The following is a 24,937-nucleotide window of genomic DNA, read 5'->3' as shown; positions in this document are numbered from 1 at the left end:
TCTATGTTTGCCGTCACTTCACCGCCGCATTGCCACCATCGGCATAAAGCGCCGATCCGGTGACGAAACTGGACATCGGGCTGCACAGAAACAGCGCCGCCTGGGCGATCTCCGTGGGGTCGGCGATGCGCTTCATTGCATGCAGGCCCGCCGCCCAGGCGCGCTGCTGGGCGTCGCCCGCCAGATCCGTGTCGGTGCCGCCGACGATCAGCGCATTGGCGCGGATGTTCCGGTCGCCGTAATCGGCGGCGATGCCCTTGGCCAGACCCATCAGCCCGGCCTTGGCCGCGCCATAGGCCGCCATGCCGGGCAACCCGACGCTGGTGCCCACGAAGCTGGAGGTGAAGACCATCGCCCCGCCCCCGCGCGCCAGCATCGCCGGAATCTGGGCCCGCGCGCCCAAGAAGGCGGCCGTCAGGTTGGTGGCCAGAACCGGCTGCCAGTCCTGCGGCGTCAGATCGGCCAGCGGCCTCACCGCGCCGACGATTCCGGCATTGTTCACCGCGATGTCCACCCCGCCGAAGCGGTCGGCGGCACAGGCAATCAGGCGGTCATGGGTGGCCGGGTCGCAGACATCCCCCGCCACGGCGGCGGCCCGGCCGCCCGATGCGGTGATCCGCCCGGCCAGATCCGCCAGCATCTCGGCGCGGCGGGCGCACAGCACCACAGCCGCGCCCTGTCCGGCGAACAGCAGCGCGATCGCCCGACCGATACCCGCCGATGCGCCGGTCACGATCGCCACCTTGTCTTTCAGTAAAGTCATGGGACTCTCCTTTTTCATTGCCCATGCCCCGCCTAGCGCGGCTCGCGGCAGGGCGGGCGCGCGGATCGGGCGCGGCATCCGCCCGGAACCCTCACGCCGCCGAGAGCGTTCGCCGCCCGGCCCATCCGTCAGACGTGATGTGCATCCCGAACCGAAAAGGATAAGATCGGCGCCATGAACATCAGATCCCTCGCCCTTGCGCCCGCCCTTGTTCTTGGCCTTGCCCTTCCGGCCCTGGCCGAGAAGATCCCGCTGAACGAATTGTCGCGCTATCTCAACCGGATGACGACGGCGACGGCGGAGTTCACGCAGGTCAATCCCGACGGCTCGATCTCGACCGGGACGGTCTATATCCAGCGGCCCGGACGGGTGCGGTTCGAATACAACAACGACAACACGCTGGTCATGGCGTCGGGCGGAAACGTCGCGGTGTTCGATCCGAAATCGGGCGGGCCGCAGCAATATCCGCTGTCGCAGACGCCGCTGTCGATCATCCTGGACGCCAATGTGAACCTGGGCCGCGCGAACATGGTCACGGCGCATACCGAACAGAAGAACGCCACGGTGGTGACCGCGCAGGATCCGCAGAACCCGCAATACGGCAACATCCAGATGGTCTTCACCGGCGGGCCGACACAGCTGCGCCAATGGGTCGTGACCGACGACAGCGGCCAGAAGACCACCGTGATCCTGGGCGAGATGCGCGAGGGCGGGTCGATCCCGGCGTCCAAGTTCTCGATCAACAACGAACTGGCACGGCGCAACTGATCGGTCGGGGTGGACCCATCACGGCGGCTGATGGGTTGCATCACGCCGCAGGGGCTTGATCTTCGGGCGGGACAGGTCCAACGCTGGCTGCGACGTTTCGCCGCGCAGGTTCAGCCATGCCCACCCAGTCCCGCCTGTTCACCCCCATCCTGGTCGGCGGGTCGCTGATCCTGCTGATCAACTTCGCGCTGCGGGCCAGTTTCGGCGTGTTCCAGATCCCCATCGCCGCCGATTTCGGCTGGCCGCGCGCGGAATTCTCGCTGGCCATCGCCATCCAGAACCTGGCCTGGGGGATCGGTCAGCCGATCTTCGGCGCGCTTGCCGAACGCTGGGGCGACCGCTGGGCGATCATCCTGGGCGCGCTGCTGTATTCGGCGGGGCTGATCCTGACCTCGATGGCGACGACGCCCGCCACCATGCAGCTGCTGGAGGTGATGGTCGGCTTCGGCATCGCGGGCACCGGCTTCGGGGTGATCTTGGCGGTGGTCGGGCGCGCCGCCAGCGATGACAACCGCAGCCTGGCCCTAGGCATCGCCACCGCCGCCGGATCGGCGGGACAGGTTTTCGGCGCCCCCCTGGCCGAGGTTCTGCTGGGTTTCTATTCCTGGCAGATGGTGTTCGTGATCTTCGGCGCGATCGTGCTGTCCTGCCTGCTGTTCCTGCCGATGCTGGGCGACGGCAAGCCCGCCAGCCGCCACGAGTTGGAGGAAAGCCTGGGCAGCGTCCTGGGCCGGGCCTTCCGCGACCCGTCCTATCTGATGATCTTCGTGGGGTTCTTTTCCTGCGGTTATCAGCTTGGCTTCATCACCGCGCATTTTCCCGCCATGGTGACGGAAATGTGCGGGCCGATCAGTCCGATGGGCACGCTGGCCAGCATCGGCATCACCACCACGTCCGCCCTGGGCGCGGCGGCGATCAGCCTGATCGGGCTGGCCAATATCGCCGGGTCGATCCTCGCGGGCTGGCTGGGCAAGCGCTATACCAAGAAGTACCTGCTGGCGGGGATCTATACCCTGCGCACCATCGCGGCGGCGGCCTTCATCCTGCTGCCGATCACGCCGCTGAGCGTCATCGTCTTTTCGCTGGTGATGGGCGCGCTGTGGCTGGCGACGGTGCCGCTGACCTCGGGATTGATCGCCTATATCTATGGGCTGCGCTATATGGGGACGCTCTACGGCTTCGTGTTCCTGTCGCATCAGCTGGGGTCGTTTCTGGGCGTCTGGCTGGGCGGCGCGCTGTATGACGCGCATGGCGATTACACGCTGGTCTGGTGGGTCGGGGTGGGCGTCGGCGCGCTGAGCGCGCTGATCCACCTGCCGGTGCGGGAAGCGCCGTCCCGCCTGCCCGCGGCGGCTGCGGCGGTTTGACGCCACCGGGCAGCGGTTCTAGGGTCCGGCCGCGCCACGAACAGGATTCGCCCATGACCACCCCGCCCCGCCGCCATCACCCGTCGGAACGCGCCATCGCGATCCGCTATCAGCAACGATCAGCCGAGGTGAAGGCCCTGCAACGCCAGTGCTATGCCCTGGCGACGCTGCGGCTGAAGGCGGCGGTCCAGGCGAACGGCACCGGCAAGGGCCTGGCCGTGGTCAGCGACATCGACGAGACGATCCTGGACAACACTGCCGTGATGGCCCATGCGATGACCCTGGGCGAAGCCATGGACGGGTTCGAGACCTGGAAGCTGTGGGAACGCGAGGGCGCGCCGCATCTGCTGCCGGGGGCGGCCGATTTCTTCCATCTGGCCGACCGGCTGGGGGTGACGATCTTCTACGTCTCGGACCGATTCGAGGAAAACAAGCTGGCGACCATCGCCACGCTGTCGCGCCTGGGCCTGCCGCAGGTCCATGCCGACCATGTGCTGCTGTTCGGCCCGCCCAAGGCCGAACGCCGCGCCGCCGTGGAACGCGACCACCGCGTCATCCTGCATCTGGGCGACACGCTGCACGATTTCCACGGCTGCTTCGCCGACGCGACGCTGGAAGACCAGCACCGCCTGGCCGAGGATCACGCCGACCGCTTCGGCGAGGACTGGATCGTCTTCCCGAACGCCGCCCATGGGACATGGATGGAGGCGGAACTGCGCCCTTGGGATGCGCCCAGACGAGGCTGATGCCAGGTTAGATCAATGGTTAATGAGGCGGAATCAGGAAACGCACTGCGTTTCTCGCGCCCTTTGCACAACGGTGCAACCAGAGACAGCGACGCCCCCACGACCCCGGAAGGCCGGCGCCGCCGTGTCGGGCGGTGGGCGAGCCTTGAAGACCCGGCGGTTCAGGGGGAAATGTCGCGACGTGGCGAAGGCGAGGGCCTTCGCCAATCCCCCTCAGTCCTCCAGATGCCCCGCAATCGCCCGGCCCAAGGCAAAGGCGCGCTGCTCCAGGATCACCGGCGTCTCGCAGACATAGGTCAACGACTGCTGGCGTTCGGTGAAGACCCGCTGGTCCCAGTCCAGCGCCTCTTCGGCGGCGTCGATGGCGTCGAAATCGGGCGGGTCGGCCTGCTCCATTTCGACCATCCTGGCGCGTCGTTCCTCGATTCGCCGGGCCAGATCGACCTGACTGTGGCCGTATCGGGCGATGCCCGCGATCAGGGCGGCGCGGTCGGGTTCGATCTTGTCCATGATCGCGACCATTAGCGCCGTCAGATGCGCATCGTCCGCGTCCTCGGCGAACTCGGCGATGGCGGCCTCGGCTTCCTCCAGCGGCAGACGGCGCTGTTCCAGCCGGGCGGCAAGCGCCTCGATCTTCGGGTCGCGGGCCAGGTCCGCCACCCGGTCGTCGGGAACCGGCCCGGTCCAGACCTGGCCCAGCGACAGATGCGGCTGCTTGCGCTGGATGCAGGGCCAGTCGGGATCGGTGCCGGTGGCCGCCCAGACGGGCGCTGCGGCAAGCATCAGGGCGAATGCGATGGCAGGTTTCATCCCCTCTCCTTCCTTCTGGCCCAAAGGCCCTTGGCGGGATCATACATGAAGACGGCGGCGCCGAAAAACACCGCAAGGCAGCCCGCGACCACCGCCAGAGCCTGCCCGTTCCATTGCAGATACAGCGCGAAGCGGATCAGTTCGACCGCATAGGTGAACGGGTTCGCCGCGCAGATGTCGTGCAGGAGCGGCGAGCTTTCCCGCATCCGCCACAGCGGATACAGCGCCGAGGACGCGAAGAACATCGGGAAGATCACGAAGTTCATCACGCCCGCGAAATTTTCCAGCTGCCGGATGGCGGATGACAGGAACAGCCCTAACGCGCCCAACATCAGCCCCGACAGGACCAGCGCCGGCAACACCGCGACATAGCCCCAGGCGGGCGGGCGGATGTCCCAGAACCAGGCGATGGCCAGAAAGGCATAGGCCTGGATGATCGACACGATCACGCCCGCCATCAGCTTCGATCCCAGCAGGAACCACCGGGGAAAGGGGCTGACCAGCAACGTCCGCATGGCCCCGGTTTCACGGTCATAGACCATCGACAGCGACGACTGCATCCCGTTGAACAGCTGGATCATCGCCACCAAGCCGGGGGTCACATAGACCTCGTACAGCACATAGGTCTGATAGGGCGGCGTGATCGACAGGCCCAGCACGGCGCGGAAGCCCGCGGCGAAGATGAACAGCCAGACCAGCGGGCGCACCAGCGCGGCCAGAAATCGCCCCCGCTGCTGGACGAAGCGCAGCGTCTCGCGCCAGGCGATGCCGCGGAAGGCGGTGAACCAGGCCGACGGGGGAAAGCGGCGTTCGGTCATGCGGCGGCCCCGGTCAGGGCCAGGAAGGTCTGGGTCAGCCCGGCGGGTCCAGCGATGGCTGCGGCCTTGCCCGCCCGCAACACGCGGCCCCGATGCAGGATCACCAGGTCGTCGTCGGGCTGGATCTCGTCCAGGATATGGGTGGCCCACAGCGCCGAAACGCCCTCGGCCGCGATCAGGCGGCGGGTCAGGGCCAGAACCTCGGCCCGCGATTTCACGTCCAGACCCACGGTCGCCTCGTCCAGCAGCAGCAGGTCGGGGCGGTGGACCAGCGCGCGGGCGATTTCCGCGCGCCGCTGCTGGCCGCCCGACAGGGCCGACACGCGGTCGTTCGCCCGGCTTTCCAGATCCACCTGCGCCAGCACCTGGGCGATGCGGTCGCGCGACCGGCGGCGCGGAATGCCGTGCAGGGCGGCGTGATAGGCCAGGTTCTGCGCCACCGTCAGGTCGGCATCCAGGGCGCGGCTTTGGAACACCGCCCCCAGGCGGGCCATCGCCTGGGCAGGCTGGCGGCGCAGGTCGTGGCCCGCGACCTCGATGCTGCCGGACACGTTGCTGTAAAGCCGCGTCACCAGCGAGAACAGCGTGGTCTTGCCCGCGCCGTTCACGCCCAGAAGCGCGGTGAAGCTGCCGCGCGGCACCGTCAACGACACGTCCGACAGCGCCGAAACGCTGCCGAAGCGGTGCGATAGGCCGGTGATGCGCAGGGCGCAGGCCGGGTCAGTCAAGAACGGGGTTCCCCATCGCCTCTCCTATTGGATGTTGAACACCGCCTGCTGGGTGTCACCCGAGGATCCGGGAATCGACAGTGTATAGCGTCCCGGCGTCACGGCAACAAAGCTGATGGTCGCAGTCCCGGCATTGTCGAATTCGATGCTGTGGACGCCCATCGGCCGGATCTCGATGTCGTTGATGACGATCTCGTTGATCCAGATGGCGCGGAAGAAGTCGCCGCCCGACAGCGCCAGTTCCTGACTGCCGTCCGCATTGATGTCGATGCGGTAGAAGCCGCCCGATTTCAGCGTGTATTCGCCCCCCGCGACGGGCGATCCCGATGCCAGCGTCAGAGGCGCCAGATCGGTGCGGTTGTCGCGCGCCATGATGCCGGAAAAGCCGTAATCGAACTTGCCCTGGGCGTCATAGGTGGCCGCAGCCTCGCCCGCGTCCTCGCCTTCATCGTCGTCGTCATCCTCCTCGGCTGCCGCCGCATCGGGGGCGGCCTCGGTCGCGGCGGCGCCTTCGGGGGCGGCGGTCTCCTGCGCGGCGGCAGGGACGGACAGGCCGGCCATGATCATCAGGATGGTCAGCAAACGGGTCATCAGGTTTCCTCCCTCACAAATTCGATTCGGTCCGCCTCAGTTCGGCGCGACCACGACGCCCCAGGGCTGCTGGCCCACGGGGACGGATTTCACGACTTCGCCGGCAGCCACGTCGATCACCGACACGTCGTTGGAATTGCCGTTGGTGGTGAACAGGTATTTCTCGTCCGGGGTGAAGGCCATCTGCCAGACCCGTTGGCCGACCAGCAGGTAATCCGTCACCTCGTCGGTTTCGCCGTCGATCACGGCGACGCGGTTCGACGGGCCAAGCGCCACGAAGACCTTCTTGCCGTCATTCGTCACCCGCACGCCGACCGGCTGGATCGCCTCGGGCAGCACGCCCGGAACCTCGAAGGTGATCTTCTTGGTGATCTGCTGCGTGGCGGGGTCGATCACGCTGACGGTGCCGCCGATCTCGGCGCTGACATACAGTTTCGTGCCGTCGTGGTTGTATTCGGCAAAGCGGGGGCGCGAATCGACCAGCACGTTCGCCACGATCTCGAACGTGTCGGTGTCGATGAAATGCGCCATGTTGGTGGTTTCCGAGGTGTTGATGACGATCTTGCCATCCGGGCTGACGCCCATGCCCTCGGGTTCGACGCCCACCGGGATTTCGGCCAGAACCTTGTGGGTCTTCACGTCGACCACGGTGACCAGGTTATCATCCTCGTTCGCGACATACAGCGGGTTGCCCGAAGGATGCAGCACGAACAGTTCCGGATCGGGGCCGGACGGCAGGGTGTGCAGCTCCTCCATGGTGTTGGGATCGAACACCCGGACCAGGTTGTCGTCGGACGCGCAGACGTAAAGTTCGGTCCCGTCCGGGGAAATGGTGATGCCGCGCGGGCGGTTGCCGACCGGATAGGTGCCGATCACCTCCAGCGTCTCGCTGTCCAGAACGGTCACGTCGTTGCCCTTTTCGTTGCTGACGAAGACGCGGTTGGCCAAGGCGGGTTCGGCCAGGACCGCAAGCGCCGGGGCGAGGATCAGGATATGTTTCATGGAACCTCCGGGAATGTGCATTCGGTTTCGGGACGGTCGATGCCCAGCGTGTCCAGCGCGCTTGTCTGGTGCAGATACTGGTCCTGCGGACTGACCGAGGTGGTCAGCACCCCCGTCGTCAGCAGGATCGGCTGACGAACCTGGTGGTCCCAGTCGCGCACCGTCAGCTTCTGGCCCTTGAAGCCTGCCACGTCGAACTGCTCCGACAGGATGAATTCGCGCAGCGTGGCCGGATCGGCGGACTGTGTGCGCGTCGCGGCCTCGCCCACGATGCGCAGCGCCAGCCAGGCCTGATAGTCGTCCTCTCGGATCGGGCGGTTGGCCAGCTTCTCGAAGCGGTTCTGGAACTGCATCGCGCCCCAGGCCTCCATCGCGGGATGCCAGCTTCTGGGCACCAGTCCGGCGGAACCGGCGACGGGGCGGGGATCCCAGGTCAGATAGGGCAGATAGGGGGCGAAGATGTCGCTTTCGTCCGCCGCGACCAGGATGTCGTAATCGGGCGCGCGCTGCGTGAAGACGGGCATCTGCGCCTGAACCTGCACATGGCCCGAATCGGTGCTGCGGGCGCCGCCGGTGTCTTCATAGACCCGTTCCTCGACGATCTTGGCGCCGAACTTGGCAGCCGCGCGGCGATAGGCGGCGGCCAGATCCTCGTCCTCGGGGTGGCTGCCCTTGACCAGCAGCCAGTCGGGCCAGTTCTTCCACATCAGGAACTGCGCCAGGGCATCGGCCAGCATCGCGTGGCTGGGCGCGACATGGATGGTGTTGGCGCGGCAATCGGCCCCGCGCAGGTTGTCGCCCCGCGCCCGCGCGTTCAGCAGCATGGCCCGATCGCCCGCCTGGTCGGCCAGGGCCAGCGTGGTCGCGCCGTCCGCCAGCACCACGACGAACTGGATGCCGTCGGCGATGATCCTGTCCAGCTCGGCCGCCGCCGTTTCGGGGCTGGCCGTGACCTCGACCGCCTCGAAATCCTGGTTCATGAAGCGGCCGGTTGTGTCGTTGTCCTCGATCGCCAGGCGCGCGCCTGCGAAGCCCTGGTCCGCGACCGGCAGATCCAGCCGGGAAATCGGCGGCAGCCTTTCGGCGTCCACGCGCAGCACGGCGGCGCGGATCTGCTGCATCTGCGGCTGCTGCTGGGCCAGGGCAGATCCGGCCAGCGCGGTGGCACCAGCCAAAAGTGCTATGATTCCCTTGAACATTTCATCTCTCCCTGTGGGTCATGTTGGGTCGCGGACCATCCTGGGACAAGACGGTTTATGTTCCCGGCGCAGCCGGGAAGATTTGGATCAATCTTAGGTCGTATGGACGCGGGCGGGCGGGCGTCGCATGGTCGAAGGGCATTCGACAGAAAGCGGAACAGATGATGCAGAAGATCCTGGGCCTTGCCGTTGCCGCCACGCTGGCCCTGACCCTGACAGCCCAGGCCCATGGCCCGTCGCGGCTGAAGACCGAACAGTCGGTCGTGCTGAACGCCACCCCGGACGAGGTGTGGCAGACCATCGGCAAGTTCGACGACTTCGATTGGCACCCCGCCGTCGCCAGCACCGAAATCACGCCCGCAGGCGCGCCCGCCGATATCCCCGAGGAATCGACCCGCATCCTGCACCTGAAGGCGGAAAGCGGCGATCCGACCATCACCGAAAAGCTGATGTCCATCGACCCCGACAAGCGGCAGTACAAGTACATGATCACCGGTGTCGCGGTCGAGATCCTGCCGGTCACGAACTATTCGTCCACCCTTCAGGTCAAGGACAAGGACGGCAAGGCCGAGGTGGTCTGGAAGGCCGGGTTCTATCGCGGCTATCCCAACAACGATCCCCCCGCGAACCTGAACGACGACGCGGCCATGGCGGCGGTCAACGGCGTCTATCAGGCGGGCCTGGACGCCCTGGCCGAACGCTTCGGCAAGGCCGAGTGAGGCTTGCCGCCCTTGCCCTGATGCTGTCATCCTCCGCCTTGGCGGGGGATTTGGCTTTCGTGACCAGCCAGAACGCCGACATGGTGACGCTGGTCGATACCGCCTCGGGGCAGGTGCTGGCCCGGACGCCGGTCGCGGGCAAGCCCGCGCCGGTGGCCTATGACCCCGCAGCGGGCCGCGCCTATGTGATCGCGGCGGAAACCGGGCGGCTGTCCGTCATGGACGAAAGCGGCGGCGTGACCGCCAGCCGCGATCTGGGCGAAGGCGCCTTCGGCCTGGCGGCGGCGCCGGGGGGTGGGCTGTTCGTGACCGACTGGTTCGGGGCGCATCTGACCCGGCTGGACGCCGATCTGAAACCGCTGTGGCAGGTGCCCACCGGCGCCGCCCCTGCGGGGGTGGCGGTCAGCGATGACGGGCGATGGGTGGCGACGGCGGATCGCGACGACGACCGGATCACCATCTTCGACGCCGCGACCGGGACGCTGCTGCACCGGGTGGCGACGGCGGGGGCGCATCCCTTCGGGATCACCTTCCACAACGGGCGGTTCTGGACGGCGGATGTGCAGGGCGACACGGTGTCGGTGATCGACGCCGCGACCGGCACCTTGGCGGGACAGGTGCCGACCGGCAGCCATCCCTATGCCGTGGCCTTCGCCGGGGGGCGGGGCTTCGTGACGAACCAGTATGCGGGCACCCTGACGGTGTTCGATCCCGAAACGCTGGCGGTCCTGGATGAAATCCCGGTCGGCGATTATCCCGAGGGGATCAGCCCCCTGCCCGGCGGCGATGCGGTGGCGGTCGCCAACTGGGATTCCGACACGCTCGTGGTGGTCGATGCGGCGACGCTGGCGATCACGGCAGAGATCGACATGCCGTCGGGTCCGCGCGCCTTCGGGCAGTTCACGGGTCGGCAGGCACGGCCCTGACCAGCGGCGCGCCGCCTGCGGCCAGCCAGCCCTCGATCCCGCCGGGGAACCAGTGGACGCCGACATAGCCCAGGGCCACCGCGCGGCGGGCGGCATTCCAGCTCATCCAGCAGTCGGCGCGGCAGAAGATCACCAGCGGCGCGGCCTTGTCGCCCCCGGACGCCTGGTCCAGCCCCCGTTCCAGCCGCGCCTGTTCGGCGGGGGCCAGGTTTTCCCAGCCGGTATCCCACAGCCAGACCGCGCCGGGGATCGTCTCGTGCGGCGGTTCGCGCCAGAGCGTGCCTTCGGGCAGCCCCTCGGGCCGGGTCTTGCGCGGCAGGACGTCCAGGAATGGAACGCCCTGGCCATGCAGCCGCAGCGCCTGGGCCGCGTCGATGACCACGGCGCCTCGCAGGCTGGCGGGGACCGGGGCGCGGTAGGGTTCGCCCCGATAGGTTTCGGGTTCGGGCACCTGGGCGGCAGCCGGTCCCGCCAGCAGCAAGGCCAGCAGGACCGCGCGGATCACTGGATCAGTTCCTTGCCGTAATCGTCGACCAGCGGAACGCCCGCGTCGCGCAGGATGGCGTGGATCTCGTCCTGGTGACGGCGGATCAGGCTGTTCAGCTGCCGCTTCCATTCCTGTTCCGGCAGCCGCACCCCCATGGTGATGCGATAGAACATCTTCGGCCCCGAGGTTTCCTTCAGCAACGGCGTGAACTGCAAATCCGGGTCGTCCTTGACGCGCGGCCCGGCCAGCGGCCCCCACAACACGGCGGCGTCCAGCGTGCCGTCCTTGACCCCCGCGATCAGATCCCCCACCGGATCCTTGACCCGCCGGTCCACGAACAGGTCGGCGCCGCGCATGTCCTTGGCCAGCCCGGCCTGCGCCATGATCGTGGCGGGCGGCGATCCGGCGATCACCCCGATGGGATGATCCTTCAGCGCCGGATCCGTCAGGTGATCGACCCCCGCCAGATCGCCGTCCTTGCGCGTCACGATGCCGAAGACCGAGGTGTAATAGTGGTTGGTGTTCTGCACCAGCTCGTCGCCCTGGGCATAACCCATGACCACGTCGCAATCCCCGGCCCGCAGCGTCCGGGCGATGAAGCCCATGCCCGACGGGAACCAGGTATAGGTCACCGGCACGCCCAGCCATTCGCCGAAGGCCTGGGCCAGCCGGTTCTCGAAGCCGGTCCCGTCCCGCGTCGACATCGGCGCATTGGCCGGATCCGCGCAGACACGGAACTGCGTGGTGGAGCGCAGATCCGCCACCTGGGCCGCCGCAGGCGCCGCGCCCAGGATCACTGCCGCCATCAGCCAGCGAAGGATGCCCATGTCACATCGACATGCAGGAATCTTCCTGCGCGGTATATTCCTCGGACTTGTCGGCGCGTTCGGCGGGACGGCCGCGCGGCAGCTCGTCGGTGCCCCGTGCCAGCAGATAGACATAGATGTCGTCGATATAGCACCAGACGTTCTTGTTGGTCCCGAACGCAGGCATCACCAGGTTGGCGGCGGTGTTCACGTCCTGCTTGCCCGAGGCGACGATCTCCTGGAAGTCGTAGTAATCCATCCGCAGCACCGAGGTCTTCAGCGCGGGGGCATAGGTCGACCCCTCGCCGTCGGGACCGTGGCAGACATGGCATTCGGCGGAATAGCGGCGGAAGCCGTTGAAGGTCGCGAAATCGACGACGCCGTTCTCGATCTTGAAGGTCGGGATGCCTTCCGCGTTGTACCAGCGGCCGTTTTCCTGGCTGACAGGGGTGATGTCCATGCCGTTGGGAAGGGTGGTGGCGCCTTCGGCCATCTCGACCGGCGCATCGCCCGCCTCTCCGGCGGCGGGATCCGCAGGGTCCGCAGCCGCCGCGCCCGATGTCGCGGCCGCCGCGCCTGCGCCGGCTTCGGCGGGCGGCGGGGTCTGGGTCGTCGTGTCCTGCGCCCAGGCGGTCGTTGCCATGGTCGCGGCAAGGACCAGCGACGCAAGGCTGGTGATGGCGTTCATGCTGTCATTCCTCCCAAAGGTCAATTTACCCGTCCTCCCCAGGTAAAACTCCCCCCGAGATTATCCTCGGGGGGAGCGATGGATAGCGCAAGTTTGCGTTAGCGGGCCGAAAGTATTAGCCGCTGGTGCCACCTTCGGCAGGCGCCGGTTCCGCTGCGGGTTCCGCTGCGGCCGAGGCTTCGCCCGGCAGTTCGAAGACGGTCAGCTGGCCGCCCAGTTCGGTGTAATCCGACAGCGCGGCATATCCGCCCACGGCGCCCAGGCCCTCGTTCGGGTTGGTCAGACCGGCCGCCAGACCGATCCCGGCCCAGCCGCCGACACCCGACAGGACGCCGATATACTGTTTGCCGCCATGGACATAGGTCATCACGTTGCCGATGATCCCGGACGGGGTCTTGAACCTGTAAAGCTCTTCGCCCGTATCGGCATCGACCGCCTTCAGATAGCCTTCCAGCGTGCCATAGAACACCACGTCGCCAGCGGTCGCCAGGGCGCCCGACCAGACCGAGAACTGTTCAGGCAGCGACCACTTGATCTTGCCCTCGATATTGTCCCAGGCGATGAAGTTGCCCATGCCGCCATGGCTGTTCGGGGCCGGATACATCGACAGCGTGGCGCCGACATAGGGCTGGCCCGCGGTATAGGCGACGCGGAACGGTTCATAGTCCATGCAGACGTGGTTGGTCGGCACATAGAAGGTCTGGGTCTTGGGCGAATAGGACGCGGGCTGCTGGTCCTTGGTCCCCAGCGCCGCCGGGCAGATGCCGGTGGTGTTCTCGTCCTCGCCGTTCTGGGCGGTCGAGTATTCGGCGACCACCTGCGGGCGGCCATACTGGTCGCTGTTGGGGTCCATCTCGACATGGGTGGCCCAGTTCACGGCCGGGTCGAACTTCTCGGCGACCAGCAGTTCGCCCGATTCCCGGTCCAGCGTATAGGCAAAGCCGTTGCGGTCGAAATGGGTCAGCAGCTTGCGCATCTGGCCATCGACTTCCTGGTCGGTCAGGATGTTCTCGTTGACGCCGTCGAAGTCCCATTCGTCATGGGGCGTCATCTGATAGAACCACTTGGCCATGCCGGTGTCGGCATCGCGCGCCATGATGGTCATCGACCAGCGGTTGTCGCCCGGGCGCTGCGACGGGTTCCAGGTCGAGGGGTTGCCGGTGCCGTAATAGATCAGGTTCAGATCCGGGTCATACGAGAACCAACCCCAGATCGTGCCGCCGCCGATCTTCCACTGGTCGCCTTCCCAGGTGCTGAGGCTGCTGTCCTTGCCGATCGGCTTGCCCAGATGGGTGGTCTTTTCGGGATCGACCAGCATGTCTTCGTCGGGGCCGGTCGAATAGGCCTTCCAGGCCACTGATCCGTCCGCCAGGTTCAGCGCGGTCATCCGGCCACGGACGCCGTATTCGCCGCCCGAGACGCCGACCATCACCTTGTCCTTGACCGGCATCACGGTCGCGGTCAGCGTTTCGCCGATGGCCGGATCGCCGATCTTGGTGGACCACTTCACTTCGCCCGACTTGGCGTCCAGCGCCACGACGGTGGTGTCGGCCTGCGACAGCAGGATCATGCCGTCGGCATAGGCCAAGCCCCGGTTGACGGTATCGCAGCACATGACCGCGATGACCTCGGGATCCTGCTGGGGTTCATAGCGCCACAGGATCTTGCCGTCATTGGCCAGATCCAGGGCGAAGACGTTGTTGGGGAACGGCGTGTGGACATACATGATGTCGCCGATCACCAGGGGGCTGCCCTCGTGGCCGCGCAGCACCCCGGTCGAGAAGGTCCAGGCCACCCGCAGGTCGGCCACGTTGTCGCGGTTGATCTGGTCCAGTTCGGAATAACGCTGGTTGGCGTAGTCGCCGGTCTGGATCGCCCATTGTTCCGGTTTGGCGGTCTCGGCCAAGACGCTGTCATTGGCATAGGCCGTGCCCGACAGAAGCAGCACGGCGACCGTGCTGTTCAGCAATCTTTTCATGAAAGTTCCTCCGCTGTTGGACGCGGGCGACAGGTTCCCTCCTCCGGTCGCCGTCCTGGAGGTAGTCTTTGGCGGACAATGCCTTGCGTCAATCTGCCGCCCCGGCAATTGCCCCTAAAGTCTTAGGTCCAAATGCCAGAGCGGACGGGAAACTTCGGCAAGCCCCTTACAGCAGTCTTTCGGCGTGCCACATCACATGATCGCCCATGAAGGACTGGACGAAGAAATAGCTGTGGTCATAGCCGGGCTGCATCCTGAACTGCCCCGGCTGGCGGCGGGCCATCATCGCCTGGGCCAGCGATTCGGGCCGCAGCTTGTCCAGGAACTGGTCGGCGCTGCCCTGGTCGATCAGCACCTCGCCCGGAAAGCCGCGTTCGGTCATCAGGATCGTCGCGTCATGGGCGCGCCAGGCGCTGCGGTCGCTGCCCAGATAGGCGGTCAGCTGCTTCTGGCCCCAGTCGGATTCGGTCGGGTTGGCGATGGGGGCAAAGGCCGAGACCGACTTGTAGCGTTCGGGATGGGTCATGGCGATGGTCAGGGCGCCGTGTCCGCCCATGGAATGGCCGGTGATGCCCATCGCCTCGCGGTCGATGGCGAAATTGGCGCCGACCAGTTCCGGCAATTCGTGGACGATGTATTGCCACATGCGGAAATGCGGCTTCCAGGGATCCTGGGTGGCATCGACGTAAAAGCCCGCGCCCTGGCCCAGGTCATAGGCCTCGTCGTCGGCCACCCCCTCGCCGCGCGGCGAGGTGTCGGGAAAGACGATGGCGATGCCCGCATCCGCGCACCATTGCTGGGCGGCGGCCTTGGTCATGGCGTTTTCATGGGTGCAGGTCAGGCCCGACAGATACCACAGCACCGGCACGCGTTCGTGCGCCACCAGTTCGGGCATGAAGACCGCGAAGGTCATGTCGGTGCCGGTCGATTGCGACGTGTGGCGGTAAACGCCATGGGTGCCGCCGAAGCTGCGGTTTTCCGAAACGGTTTCAAGGCTCATCTGATTCTCCGTCTTTGCCTGATGGGCCACAGGCGGCCCGAGTCGCGGGCATCAAGGCGAAATTCGGCATCGGCGGCAATGGCGAATGGCCGATCCTGCCACGAAGGAAGCGGTCGCCATGCCTGCGCGCTTCTTGTGGCCTGGGCCTGGCCGGGCCTATCCTGCGCGCATGACCACGATCCTTCACCGCCTATGCCTTCTTGCCATGATCGGAGCGGCGCTTCTTGCCGCGCCAGCCAGCGCGGCGCCGGCCCAGCCGCTGACGATGACCGCGCAGACCTCGCCGGACGGCAGCAGGCTGGGCCTGTCCTGGACGGCGCGGGGCGGGGCGATGCCGCAGGTGTTCCGACGGAGTCTTGGACAGACCGGCATCGAAAGCTGGGCGTCCTATCAGCCTGAAATCCTTCTGCCGCAGCGCATTCTGGATGTCGGACTGCAGCCCGGCCAAGCCTATGAATACCAGATCAGGCTGGAGACGGCGGACAAGACCCTGATCGGCTATTGGACTGCGGGCACCAAGGTTCCGGTCGCGCCGCAGTCGGGCCGCGCGGTGCTGGTGGTCGACGACACGCTGGCGGCTGTCCTGGCCGACCGGCTGGACCGGCTGATGATGGATTTGCTGGGCGACGGCTGGACAGTCACCCGGATTGACGCCCCGCGCAGCGCCTCGGATCCGGCCGATAACATGATCCGCGCGATCGCGCTGCGCCAGCGGATCAGCGATGTTCTGACCGCGAATCGCGGCGCGGCCTCGGTGCTGCTGATCGGGCATCTGCCGGTCGTCAGAAGCGGCTGGATCGCACCGGATGGCCATGACAAGCATCCACAGGCGACCGACCTGTTCTATGTGACGCCGGATGCGTTCTGGCGACCCGCCCAGACACCGGCAGGCGAGCTTGCGCTGCACCCGACGCTGATCCCCGGCGGCCATATCGCGGCCCCGATCGGGCGGGTGGATTTCGCCGACCTGTCACCCGAATTCGGAACCGAGACCGATCTGCTGGCGGCATGGCTGGACCGCAACCACGCCTGGCGGCGGGCCGAGGCGCCGGCGCCCCCGCGCGCCTATGCAGCAAGCGACCATCTGACCGTGGAAAAGCTGGGGCTTGTGAACATTCTCGGCCCCAAAGCGGTGATCGAGGCCGGGCATCACAACCATCAAGGCAAGGGGCCATACCTGTTCGGCATCGATTTCGGCAGCCATCGCGGCCTGGACTATGCCGAAAAGCCGCCTGTCGAGGCCGTCTTCACCATCAATTTCGGCAGCGGAAAGCAGCAATTCGACCGGGGCGACAATCCGATGCGGGCGCTTGTCGCGGCCTCGGACAGGGCGCTGACGACGGCGTGGGGCGGCAGGCCGTCATGGCTGCTGCACGGGATGGCGCTGAATGAGACCATCGGGCAGGCGCAGATGCGGACGGCGAACAACGGCGATGTCACCAAAGGCATGTTGGAGACGCGCGAATACGGGCTGACGGGCAATTACGACTGGATCAATCCGGTGTGGGTCAATCTGATCGGCGACCCGACGCTGCGACCCTTTCCGCAGCGCCCGGCGACGGCATTCACCGCCACCCGCGACGGCAACGGGGTCCGGCTGGGCTGGCGCCTGCCCGAGGATGCGGAATCGGCCGTTCTGTACCGGGCCGACCATCGCGAGGGACCGTATACGGTCATCGCCGAAGACCAGCGGGGCACAGAGTTCAGCGACCCCAACGCCCCCGCGAAGGCGTGGTACATGCTGCGCGCCAAGGGGCTGGCACAGGTCAATGCGGGATCGGTCTATCGGCTGTCGGACGGGGTATTCGTCGAGGCACCCTGAACCGATGCCGGGATGACCAAGCAAAGCGCGCAACGCCTTGGCCGCCCGCGGCCGGACAGGTCGTGATACATGCGATCCGCCCGCCGGGGGATATGGCCCCGACAGGGTTGGTGCCCAGGGCCTGCCCGTCAAGTTCAGCGATAAACCGGCTGAAGGATCGTCCAGATGGCGTCGTGATCCGTGGCCGCCACGGGGCGGATGGTGACCGCCCCGCAAGCCATTATTTCAGTTCGTCCACGCTGCGGATGACCTTGCCCAGAAGGCCGTAATCCAGCGCCTCTTGCGTGTTCAGCCAGAAATCGCGCTGCGTGTCCTTTTCGATCCGCTCGACGCTCTGGCCGGTCGCCTCGGCGAAGATCTGGTTCAGGCGGTCGCGCATCAGGCGCACCTGTTCCGCCTGGATCATCATGTCCGAGGAGGTGCCGCCGATCCCGCCCGAGGGCTGGTGGATCAGAAAGCGCGTGTTGGGCAGGCAGAAGCGGTTTTTCTTCTTCGCCGCGACGAAGATCAGCGCGCCCGCCGACGCCACCCAGCCCGACCCGATGGTGCGCACGGTGGGGCGGATGAACTTGATCACGTCATGGATCATGTCGCCCGATTCCACATGCCCGCCGGGCGAGGAGATCAGCATGTTGATCGGGCGGTCCGAGTCCTCGGCCAGGGCCAGCAGATGCGCCACGGTGCGCTGCGCCAGCTTGTCGTTGATCGTGCCCGCGACGATCACGGTGCGCGACTTGAAATACAGCTTGCCGATCTTGTCGCCTTCGGGAAGGCCCAGGCCGCCGTCCTTCTCGCCCTCGTGGCGCCGGTCGTCCTCTTCCGGTTCGTCGTCGTCGTCATCGTCCAGCCACTGGTGACGCATCGGCCTGCTCCTTTGTTCCTCATGGCGACGGCGGGACCATGGCCCCGCCGTTCTTTTACCTATGCAGGGATGAACGATCAGTAAAGGACGACCGAACGGATCGACTCGCCCTTGTGCATCAGGTCGAAGCCCTTGTTGATGTCGTCCAGGCCCATGGTGTGGGTGATCATCGGGTCGATCTCGATCTTGCCGTCCATGTACCAGTCGACGATCTTCGGAACATCGGTGCGGCCGCGCGCGCCGCCGAAGGCCGTGCCCTTCCAGATCCGGCCGGTGACAAGCTGGAACGGACGGGTGCTGATTTCCGCCCCGGCCGCCGCCACGCCGATGATGATCGACTGGCCCCAGCCGCGATGGGTGCATTCCAGCGCGTCGCGCATCACCTTGGTGCTGCCGGTCGCGTCGAAGCTGTAATCCGCGCCGCCGATCTGGTCGAAGGGGGTCTTGGTCATCTCGACGATATGCTGGACGATGCTGCCGTCGATCTCCTTGGGGTTGACGAAATGCGTCATCCCGAAACGCTCGGCCATCTCTTTCTTGTCGTTGTTCAGGTCGACGCCGATGATCATGTCGGCGCCCGCCAGCCGCAGGCCCTGGATCACGTTCAGACCGATGCCGCCCAGGCCGAACACGACCGCCTTCGCGCCGATTTCCACCTTGGCGGTGTTGATCACCGCGCCGATGCCGGTGGTCACGCCGCAGCCGATATAGCAGATCTTGTCGAAGGGCGCGTCCTCGCGGACCTTCGCCACCGCGATTTCCGGCAGCACGGTGTAGTTCGAGAAGGTCGAGCAGCCCATGTAGTGATAGATCGGCGTGCCATCCAGCATCGAAAACCGGGTGGTGCCGTCGGGCATCAGGCCCTTGCCCTGGGTGGCGCGGATCGCGGTGCAGAGGTTGGTCTTGCCCGACAGGCAGGACGCGCATTGCCGGCATTCCGGGGTATACAGCGGGATGACGTGATCGCCCGGCTTGACGCTGGTCACGCCCGGCCCGACCTCGACCACCACGCCCGCGCCCTCGTGGCCCAGGATCGCCGGGAAGATGCCTTCGGGATCGTCGCCCGAGCGGGTGAATTCGTCGGTGTGGCAGATGCCGGTGGCCTTGATCTCGACCATCACCTCTCCGGCCTTCGGGCCCTCCAGGTTGACTTCCATCACTTCCAGCGGCTTGCCCGCCTCCAAGGCGACGGCGGCACGGGTTCTCATCACACTTCTCCTATCCGTTCGGGCGTTCTTTTATAAAGCCACAGGGGCCGCGAGGCGGCCCCTTGGTTGTGCGTGGGGATCGCTTGGGCCGTCAAGCCGCCAGCTTGCCGGACCGCTTGGCGACATGGGTCGCGATGGCGTCCATCAAGGGCGGCGACAGCGCGTCATAGGGTTCCAGCCCCAGTTCGCGCAGCCGCGCCCGGATGCCGTCCATCCGCGACGGATCGACGCCGGATTCGATGACCGAGGATACGAAGGCCGCGAATTCCGGGGCCGACCAGCCATCCTCGGACGACAGTTCGGTATGGACGAAATCCAGGCCATAGAACGGATGGTCCTTGTTCTCGATCCGGCCGTACATGTGGACGCCGCAGTCCCGGCAGGCGTAACGCTGGATGGGCGCGTCCTTGTTGACGATCTGCAACTTGTCGCCGTTCTCCAGAACCTCGACCGCGTCGCGCGACACGACGGCGACCTGGCTGAAGATCGCCCCTTCGGGCTTCCAGCATTTCGTGCAGCCGCAGACATGATTATGCGCGGTCTGTGCGCCGACCCGGACCTTGACCGGGTTCGTCGCGCATTTGCAGGTCAGGATCCCGCCCGAAAAACTGGCATTGCCTTGCTTGATGCCGTTGTCCACGGCGGGGTGAATCTTCACCCCCTCAGTACTGGCCATGGTCCTTCCCTCCCGATGAACCGAACGTCTCGTCAACGTCGCGCCATCGGGAGCTTTCGGCAAGTCAGCGGAAGGTTGTAGCAAACCCCTCAGCTGGCAGGGGTCGAGGATACGCCGACCTTGGCCGGGCGCAGCAGCCGGTCATGCAGGCGGAAACCGTTGTCCATGACCTGGATGATCTCGCCCTGAACGGTGCCGGGGACGGCAGCCTCGAACATCGCCTCGTGTTCCAGCGGGTCGAACTTGTCGCCCGGCTTGGGGGTGATCACGGCGATGCCGTGCTTGGCGAAGACGTTCGACAGCTCGCGCAGGGTCAACTCCACCCCCTCGATCAGGGCGGCGGCGGCGGCGCGCTGTTCCTCGCCCGCAGCGTCCAGCGCGCGGGTCAGCGCGTCATGGACCGGCAGCAGATCGCGGGCCAGACGCGAGCCGCCATATTGCTCGGCGTCGCGGCGGTCCTTTTCGGCGCGCTTGCGCGAGTTTTCGGCATCCGCCAAAGCGCGCATGAACTTGTCGCGGTATTCGTCGCGCTCGGCGGTCAGGGCCGCGATCTCGTCCGCCGGCTCGGCCAGCGGATCCGCCAGGATGTCGTCACTGGGCTGTTCGTTCTGCTCGTTCATCACTCTCATCCTTTCCGGCCGGACAGGGCCCGCCCGACCAGCTGCGCGGTATAGTCGACGATCGGCACGATGCGGCCGTAATTCAGCCGCGTCGGTCCGATGACGCCCACCGCGCCTACAATCTTCCGGTCGGCATTCATATAGGGCGAAACCACCAGAGCGGAACCCGAAAGCGAAAAAAGCTTGTTTTCCGATCCGATGAAGATCCGCACCCCTTCGCCCTTCTCGGCCAGTTCCAGGAATTCCACGATGTCGCGCTTGCGTTCCAGGTCGTCGAACAGCACCCGGATCCGGTCCAGATCCGCGACCTCCTGGTCCAGAAGGTTGGCGCGGCCGCGCACGATCAGGCGCGGGTCGGACGATTCGGTGTCCCACAAGGCAAGCCCCGACTGCACCAGTTCGGCGGCCAGCACGTCCAGTTCCTGACGCCGCGCCGCGATCTCGCGGCCGATCTGGCCGCGCAGTTCGGACAGGGTCTTTCCCTCGGCCATGGCATTGAGGAAATTTCCCGCCTCGCGCATGGACGAGGGCGTCTGCCCCGCAGGCGGCGTGAACAGGCGGTTTTCCACATGCCCATCGGCGAAGACCAGCACCACAAGCGCGCGGTCGGGGCCAAGGCTGACGAATTCGATATGGCGGATCGGCGCCTCGTGCCGGGGCATCAGCACCAGGGACGCGCCGCGCGTGATCGAGGACAGCACCGTGCTGACCCGGTCCATCAGCACGCCGGTATCGGGATCGTCGTTGCCCAGCGTCTGGTCGATGGCGGCGCGGTCTGTGGCATTGACGGTGTCGACCTCCATCATGCCGTCCACGAACAGCCGCAGACCCTGTTGCGAGGGCATCCGCCCGGCCGAGACATGCGGGCTGTCCAGCAGCCCCATATATTCCAGATCCTGCATGACGTTCCTGACCGTCGCCGCGCTGAGCTTCTCGGTCAGGGCGCGCGTCAGGGTCCGCGATCCCACGGGTTCGCCGGTTTCCAGATAGGTCTCGACCACGCGGCGGAAGATCTCGCGCGATCGGTCGTTCAGATCCTGCAAAGGCGTCTTCTGGTCCATGTCCCTCGCGGGGTTGCGTGAAGGGCCGCCGGGGCGGTATGGGGCAGCGATCTTCGCGAAAGGAATGACCATGCGCCCGTCTGGCCGGAATCTAAGCCAAATGCGTCCGATTTCAATCCAAACCGGCGTGATGGCCCATGCCGAAGGGTCGTGCCTGATCCGCGTCGGCAACACCCATGTGCTGTGCACCGCCTCGTTGGAGGAAACGCCGCCGCGCTTCCTGAAAGGCACCGGCCTGGGCTGGGTGACGGCGGAATACGGGATGCTGCCGCGCGCCACCAACACCCGCAACCGGCGCGAGGCCGCGGCGGGCAAGCAGACCGGCCGCACCCAGGAAATCCAGCGCCTGATCGGCCGCAGCCTGCGCGCGGGCGTGGATCGCAGCGCGCTTGGCGAACGCCAGATCACCATCGACTGCGACGTGATCCAAGCCGACGGCGGCACCCGCTGCGCGGCGATCACCGGCGGCTGGGTGGCGCTGCGGCTGGCGGTGAACAAGCTGCTGAAGGCGGGTGCGATCTCCAGCGACCCGATCCTGGATCACGTCGCCGCCGTGTCCTGCGGCATCTATGCGGGCCAGCCCGTGCTGGATCTGGACTATGCCGAGGACAGCGAGGCGGGCACCGACGGCAATTTCGTCCTGACCGGCGCGGGCCGGCTGATCGAGGTGCAGATGTCTGCGGAAGGCGCGACGTTCAGCCGCGACCAGATGGGGCAGCTGCTGGATCTGGCCGAGGCGGGCATGACCGACCTGGTCGCCGCCCAGAAGGCCGCCCTGGCATGAGGGCCTTCACGGACAAGCGCCTGCTGGTCGCCACCCATAACGCGGGCAAGCTGGACGAGATGCGCGCCCTGCTGGCCCCTTACGGGGTCGAGGTCGTCGGCGCCGCCGAAGCCGGTCTGGCGGAACCCGCCGAAACCGAGACCACCTTCGTCGGCAATGCCCGCATCAAGGCCCGCGCGGCGGTTGAAGCCACAGGCCTGCCCGCGCTGTCCGACGACAGCGGCATCTGCGTCGATGCCCTGGACGGCGCTCCGGGCGTCCACACCGCCGACTGGGCGGAAACCGGCCAGGGCCGCGATTTCCGCATGGCCATGCAGCGCACCTGGGACGAGCTGGAATCGCGGAACGCCCCCATCCCGCGCCGCGCGCAATTCCGCTGCACGCTGGTGCTGATGTGGCCCGACGGCCATGATGAGGTGTTCGAGGGCGTCCTGCCCGGCCAGGTCGTCTGGCCCCCGCGCGGGGTTGAAGGGCACGGCTATGACCCCATCTTCATGCCGGACGGTTATGACGTGACCCTGGGCGAGATGCCGCCCGCGATGAAGAACAGCCTCAGCCACCGGGCGCGGGCGGTAGAGCAGATGATAAGGGGCAGCTTTGCATAGGATCTCGACCGGATCGCCCTTCGAGGCCGCGATGGGCTACAGCCGCGCGGTGGTCAAGGGCGACTGGTGCTTCGTGTCGGGCGTGACCGGATACGACTACGCCACGATGGCGATGCCCGACGATCCCGCCCAGCAGGCGCGCAACTGCTTTGCCACCATCTTTTCCGTGCTGGACGAAGCGGGCTTCGCCCCCACCGACATCGTGCGCGTGCAATACACCGTCACCGACGCCGCCCTGGTCGAGACGATCATCCCCGTCCTGGGCGAGGCCCTGGGCGAAATCCGCCCCGCCGCGACCATGATCGTCGCGGGCCTGATCCGCCCGGAGATGAAGATCGAGATCGAAGTGACGGCGTTTCGCGGATGATGCTGCCGGGGGCCGACAGCTTTGTGGCAGAGGACTGGCGGGCGGGGGGCTTCGGCCTGTATGTCCACTGGCCGTTCTGCCAGGCGAAATGCCCCTATTGCGACTTCAACAGCCATGTCGTGCCCGCCGTGGACCAGACCCGGTGGGCCGCCGCGCTGTCGTCGGAAATCGCCCGGCTTGGCGCGGAACTGCCGGGCCGCCACTTGGGCAGCATCTTCTTCGGCGGCGGCACGCCCTCGCTGATGCTGCCCGAAACAGTCGATGCCGTCCTGCGCGCCGCCCGCGCCGCCTGGGGGTTCGCCAACGACATCGAGATCACGCTGGAAGCCAACCCCACCAGCGTCGAACGCACCCGCTTCCAGGGCTTTGCCGATACGGGCGTGAACCGCCTGTCCATGGGCATCCAGGCGCTGAACGACGCCGACCTGCGCCGCTTGGGCCGGATGCATTCGGTCGCCGAGGCCCGCGCGGCCTTCGACGTGGCGCGGTCCTGCTTCGGCCGGGTCAGCTTCGACCTGATCTATGCCCGGCAGGGCCAGACCCGCGACGCCTGGCGTGCGGAACTGGGCCAGGCGCTGTCCATGGCGGTCGATCACCTGTCGCTGTATCAACTGACCATCGAGCCCGGCACCGCCTTCGGCGCGCGCGCTGCGGCGGGCAAGCTGCGCGACCTGCCCGACGACGACCTGGCCGCCGACCTGTATCTGGAAACCCAGGACATCTGCGAAGCGGCGGGGATGGCGGGATACGAGACCTCGAATCACGCCCGCCCCGGTTCGGAAAGCCGCCACAACCTGGTCTATTGGCGCCAGGGCGACTGGGCTGCGGTCGGGCCGGGCGCGCACGGGCGCATCACCCTGCCGCAGGGCCGCTTCGCGACCGAGGCGCATCGCGCCCCCGGCGCCTGGCTTCACGCCGTCGAGACCCAGGGAACGGGGGAATCCCTGCGAGAGTTGGTGCCGATGGATGAACAGGCCACGGAATACCTGCTGATGTCGCTGCGATTGTCCGAGGGCCTGGATCTGGCCCGCCATGCCCGGCTTGCGGGCGCACCGCTGGACCCCGCGACCATCGGCCGCCTGAGCGATCTGGGCATGGTTTCGACGCAGGGCGGCCGGTTGCGCGCCACCCGCGACGGGCGCCCCCTGCTGAACGCCATCCTGCGCGAACTGGCGACCTGAGATGCGGCGGCTGTGGTATGTCCTCGGCTTGATCGCCCTGGCCCTGGGCATCGTCGGCATCGCCCTGCCGGTCCTGCCCACGGTGCCCTTCCTGCTGCTGGCGGCGGCGGCCTTCGCGCGCAGCAGCCCGCGCCTGGAACGGCGGATCCTGGATCACCCGACCTATGGCCCGCCGGTCCGGGCCTGGCGCGAACGCGGCGCGATCAGCCGGCTGGCCAAGATCTGGGCGACGCTGGCGATGGTCGGCGGCGTCGGCTTCAGCCTGGTCGCCGGGATGCCGATCTGGGTGGTGACGATGCAGGCGATGATCTGCACCGCCATTGCCGCCTTCGTGATCACCCGCCCCGAGGCGTGA

27 protein-coding genes and 1 pseudogene are annotated in these 24,937 nt (G+C 66.8%); 11 read left to right on the top strand and 17 right to left on the bottom strand.

Translation table 11 applies throughout. The features are described from left to right. Nucleotides 1-13: 13 nt before the first annotated feature. Nucleotides 14-763 (bottom strand): SDR family oxidoreductase, encoded by a 750-nt coding sequence (locus tag ACTJI6_RS00880; protein ID WP_126154075.1) that lies wholly within the window; start codon nucleotides 761-763, stop codon nucleotides 14-16. 174 nt (nucleotides 764-937) lie between these two features. Here ACTJI6_RS00880 and ACTJI6_RS00875 point away from each other — a divergent pair, with 174 nt between their 5' ends. The 3 genes from ACTJI6_RS00875 (at nucleotide 938) to ACTJI6_RS00865 (ending at nucleotide 3,644) form a co-directional block, all read left to right on the top strand. Then, entirely contained in the window at nucleotides 938-1,531 is a 594-nt protein-coding gene (locus tag ACTJI6_RS00875) for a LolA family protein (protein WP_440797007.1), read from the top strand. Between the two features lie 116 nt (nucleotides 1,532-1,647). Further along, the gene (locus ACTJI6_RS00870; RefSeq protein WP_440797005.1) at nucleotides 1,648-2,898 is read left to right on the top strand and encodes an MFS transporter; all 1,251 of its coding nucleotides are present in this window, start codon (nucleotides 1,648-1,650) and stop codon (nucleotides 2,896-2,898) included. A 53-nt stretch (nucleotides 2,899-2,951) separates the two neighbouring features. Further along, nucleotides 2,952-3,644, top strand: coding sequence for a 5'-nucleotidase, lipoprotein e(P4) family (locus tag ACTJI6_RS00865; protein WP_440797003.1), 693 nt, complete (start codon nucleotides 2,952-2,954; stop codon nucleotides 3,642-3,644). 213 nt (nucleotides 3,645-3,857) lie between these two features. On the opposite strand, the gene ACTJI6_RS00860 is transcribed toward ACTJI6_RS00865, so the two are convergent. From ACTJI6_RS00860 to ACTJI6_RS00835, 6 genes are read right to left on the bottom strand one after another with little or no spacing between them, the layout of a single operon-like run. Next, nucleotides 3,858-4,454, bottom strand: coding sequence for a hypothetical protein (locus ACTJI6_RS00860; protein WP_440797001.1), 597 nt, complete (start codon nucleotides 4,452-4,454; stop codon nucleotides 3,858-3,860). Continuing rightward, nucleotides 4,451-5,272, bottom strand: a complete 822-nt coding sequence (locus ACTJI6_RS00855) for an ABC transporter permease (RefSeq protein WP_126153420.1) — start codon at nucleotides 5,270-5,272, stop codon at nucleotides 4,451-4,453. Before ACTJI6_RS00855 ends, ACTJI6_RS00860 begins: the two co-directional genes overlap by 4 nt. Further along, nucleotides 5,269-6,000, bottom strand: a complete 732-nt coding sequence (locus tag ACTJI6_RS00850) for an ABC transporter ATP-binding protein (RefSeq protein ID WP_440796999.1) — start codon at nucleotides 5,998-6,000, stop codon at nucleotides 5,269-5,271. The genes ACTJI6_RS00855 and ACTJI6_RS00850 overlap by 4 nt, the downstream gene beginning before the upstream one ends. 24 nt (nucleotides 6,001-6,024) lie before the next feature. After that, nucleotides 6,025-6,591: a hypothetical protein gene (locus tag ACTJI6_RS00845; protein ID WP_440796997.1), complete on the bottom strand. Its 567-nt coding sequence runs from the start codon at nucleotides 6,589-6,591 to the stop codon at nucleotides 6,025-6,027. 36 nt (nucleotides 6,592-6,627) lie between these two features. After that, on the bottom strand, nucleotides 6,628-7,593 hold the full coding sequence (locus ACTJI6_RS00840; RefSeq protein WP_126153423.1) for a YVTN family beta-propeller repeat protein: 966 nt from the start codon (nucleotides 7,591-7,593) through the stop codon (nucleotides 6,628-6,630). Beyond that, the gene (locus ACTJI6_RS00835) at nucleotides 7,590-8,792 is read right to left on the bottom strand and encodes an ABC transporter substrate-binding protein (RefSeq protein WP_440796995.1); all 1,203 of its coding nucleotides are present in this window, start codon (nucleotides 8,790-8,792) and stop codon (nucleotides 7,590-7,592) included. The genes ACTJI6_RS00840 and ACTJI6_RS00835 overlap by 4 nt, the downstream gene beginning before the upstream one ends. 164 nt (nucleotides 8,793-8,956) lie before the next feature. On the opposite strand from ACTJI6_RS00835, the gene ACTJI6_RS00830 reads away from it, so the two are divergent. Both ACTJI6_RS00830 and ACTJI6_RS00825 read left to right on the top strand, forming a co-directional pair. After that, nucleotides 8,957-9,511 (top strand): SRPBCC family protein, encoded by a 555-nt coding sequence (locus tag ACTJI6_RS00830; protein ID WP_440797324.1) that lies wholly within the window; start codon nucleotides 8,957-8,959, stop codon nucleotides 9,509-9,511. 59 nt (nucleotides 9,512-9,570) lie between these two features. Continuing rightward, on the top strand, nucleotides 9,571-10,437 hold the full coding sequence (locus tag ACTJI6_RS00825; protein WP_440796993.1) for a YncE family protein: 867 nt from the start codon (nucleotides 9,571-9,573) through the stop codon (nucleotides 10,435-10,437). Here the strand turns inward: ACTJI6_RS00825 and ACTJI6_RS00820 are convergent. The 5 genes and pseudogenes from ACTJI6_RS00820 to fghA all read right to left on the bottom strand — a co-directional run bounded on the left by ACTJI6_RS00820 (nucleotide 10,412) and on the right by fghA (nucleotide 15,396). After that, entirely contained in the window at nucleotides 10,412-10,942 is a 531-nt protein-coding gene (locus ACTJI6_RS00820) for a PQQ-dependent catabolism-associated CXXCW motif protein (protein ID WP_440796991.1), read from the bottom strand. The genes ACTJI6_RS00825 and ACTJI6_RS00820 overlap by 26 nt on opposite strands. Beyond that, nucleotides 10,939-11,751 carry a substrate-binding domain-containing protein gene (locus ACTJI6_RS00815; protein WP_440796989.1) on the bottom strand — a complete coding sequence of 271 codons (813 nt, stop codon included), beginning with the start codon at nucleotides 11,749-11,751 and terminating at the stop codon, nucleotides 10,939-10,941. The genes ACTJI6_RS00820 and ACTJI6_RS00815 overlap by 4 nt, the downstream gene beginning before the upstream one ends. A gap of 1 nt (nucleotide 11,752) precedes the next feature. Continuing rightward, complete coding sequence (locus ACTJI6_RS00810; RefSeq protein WP_440796987.1) at nucleotides 11,753-12,418, bottom strand: c-type cytochrome, methanol metabolism-related; 666 nt, start codon at nucleotides 12,416-12,418, stop codon at nucleotides 11,753-11,755. A 184-nt stretch (nucleotides 12,419-12,602) separates the two neighbouring features. Further along, nucleotides 12,603-14,396, bottom strand: a pseudogene (locus ACTJI6_RS00805) (methanol/ethanol family PQQ-dependent dehydrogenase); the annotation flags it as partial. Between the two features lie 166 nt (nucleotides 14,397-14,562). Then, entirely contained in the window at nucleotides 14,563-15,396 is an 834-nt protein-coding gene (fghA, locus tag ACTJI6_RS00800; RefSeq protein ID WP_440796985.1) for an S-formylglutathione hydrolase, read from the bottom strand. Between the two features lie 169 nt (nucleotides 15,397-15,565). Between fghA and ACTJI6_RS00795 the strand changes: the two genes are divergently transcribed. Further along, nucleotides 15,566-17,218 (top strand): hypothetical protein, encoded by a 1,653-nt coding sequence (locus ACTJI6_RS00795; protein ID WP_440796983.1) that lies wholly within the window; start codon nucleotides 15,566-15,568, stop codon nucleotides 17,216-17,218. Between the two features lie 220 nt (nucleotides 17,219-17,438). Here ACTJI6_RS00795 and ACTJI6_RS00790 read toward each other — a convergent pair whose 3' ends face one another. From ACTJI6_RS00790 to hrcA, 5 genes are all read right to left on the bottom strand, one after another. Beyond that, nucleotides 17,439-18,080 (bottom strand): ATP-dependent Clp protease proteolytic subunit, encoded by a 642-nt coding sequence (locus ACTJI6_RS00790; RefSeq protein ID WP_440796981.1) that lies wholly within the window; start codon nucleotides 18,078-18,080, stop codon nucleotides 17,439-17,441. A 77-nt stretch (nucleotides 18,081-18,157) separates the two neighbouring features. Beyond that, entirely contained in the window at nucleotides 18,158-19,288 is a 1,131-nt protein-coding gene (locus ACTJI6_RS00785) for an S-(hydroxymethyl)glutathione dehydrogenase/class III alcohol dehydrogenase (RefSeq protein ID WP_126153429.1), read from the bottom strand. A gap of 91 nt (nucleotides 19,289-19,379) precedes the next feature. Continuing rightward, the gene (gene gfa, locus ACTJI6_RS00780) at nucleotides 19,380-19,964 is read right to left on the bottom strand and encodes an S-(hydroxymethyl)glutathione synthase (RefSeq protein WP_440796979.1); all 585 of its coding nucleotides are present in this window, start codon (nucleotides 19,962-19,964) and stop codon (nucleotides 19,380-19,382) included. Nucleotides 19,965-20,053: 89 nt separating this feature from the next. Then, on the bottom strand, nucleotides 20,054-20,584 hold the full coding sequence (locus tag ACTJI6_RS00775; protein WP_440796977.1) for a nucleotide exchange factor GrpE: 531 nt from the start codon (nucleotides 20,582-20,584) through the stop codon (nucleotides 20,054-20,056). A 5-nt stretch (nucleotides 20,585-20,589) separates the two neighbouring features. Then, complete coding sequence (hrcA, locus tag ACTJI6_RS00770; RefSeq protein WP_126153432.1) at nucleotides 20,590-21,645, bottom strand: heat-inducible transcriptional repressor HrcA; 1,056 nt, start codon at nucleotides 21,643-21,645, stop codon at nucleotides 20,590-20,592. Nucleotides 21,646-21,715: 70 nt separating this feature from the next. Here hrcA and rph point away from each other — a divergent pair, with 70 nt between their 5' ends. From rph to ACTJI6_RS00745, 5 genes are read left to right on the top strand one after another with little or no spacing between them, the layout of a single operon-like run. Then, nucleotides 21,716-22,429, top strand: a complete 714-nt coding sequence (gene rph / locus ACTJI6_RS00765; protein ID WP_440796975.1) for a ribonuclease PH — start codon at nucleotides 21,716-21,718, stop codon at nucleotides 22,427-22,429. Next, a complete protein-coding gene (locus ACTJI6_RS00760; protein ID WP_440796973.1) occupies nucleotides 22,426-23,034 on the top strand; it encodes a non-canonical purine NTP pyrophosphatase in 609 nt (202 codons plus the stop codon). The genes rph and ACTJI6_RS00760 overlap by 4 nt, the downstream gene beginning before the upstream one ends. Beyond that, complete coding sequence (locus ACTJI6_RS00755; protein ID WP_440796971.1) at nucleotides 23,027-23,401, top strand: RidA family protein; 375 nt, start codon at nucleotides 23,027-23,029, stop codon at nucleotides 23,399-23,401. The genes ACTJI6_RS00760 and ACTJI6_RS00755 overlap by 8 nt, the downstream gene beginning before the upstream one ends. Beyond that, nucleotides 23,398-24,582, top strand: a complete 1,185-nt coding sequence (gene hemW, locus ACTJI6_RS00750) for a radical SAM family heme chaperone HemW (RefSeq protein ID WP_440796969.1) — start codon at nucleotides 23,398-23,400, stop codon at nucleotides 24,580-24,582. The genes ACTJI6_RS00755 and hemW overlap by 4 nt, the downstream gene beginning before the upstream one ends. A 1-nt stretch (nucleotide 24,583) precedes the next feature. Next, a complete protein-coding gene (locus ACTJI6_RS00745; RefSeq protein WP_440796967.1) occupies nucleotides 24,584-24,937 on the top strand; it encodes a YbaN family protein in 354 nt (117 codons plus the stop codon).

The sequence above is a fragment of the Paracoccus sp. 22332 genome, from assembly GCF_052045125.1.
GTDB classification, from domain to species: domain Bacteria; phylum Pseudomonadota; class Alphaproteobacteria; order Rhodobacterales; family Rhodobacteraceae; genus Paracoccus; species Paracoccus haematequi_A.
Note: the sequence above shows the minus strand (reverse complement) of the source record. Positions and strands in the feature narration are given on the sequence as shown.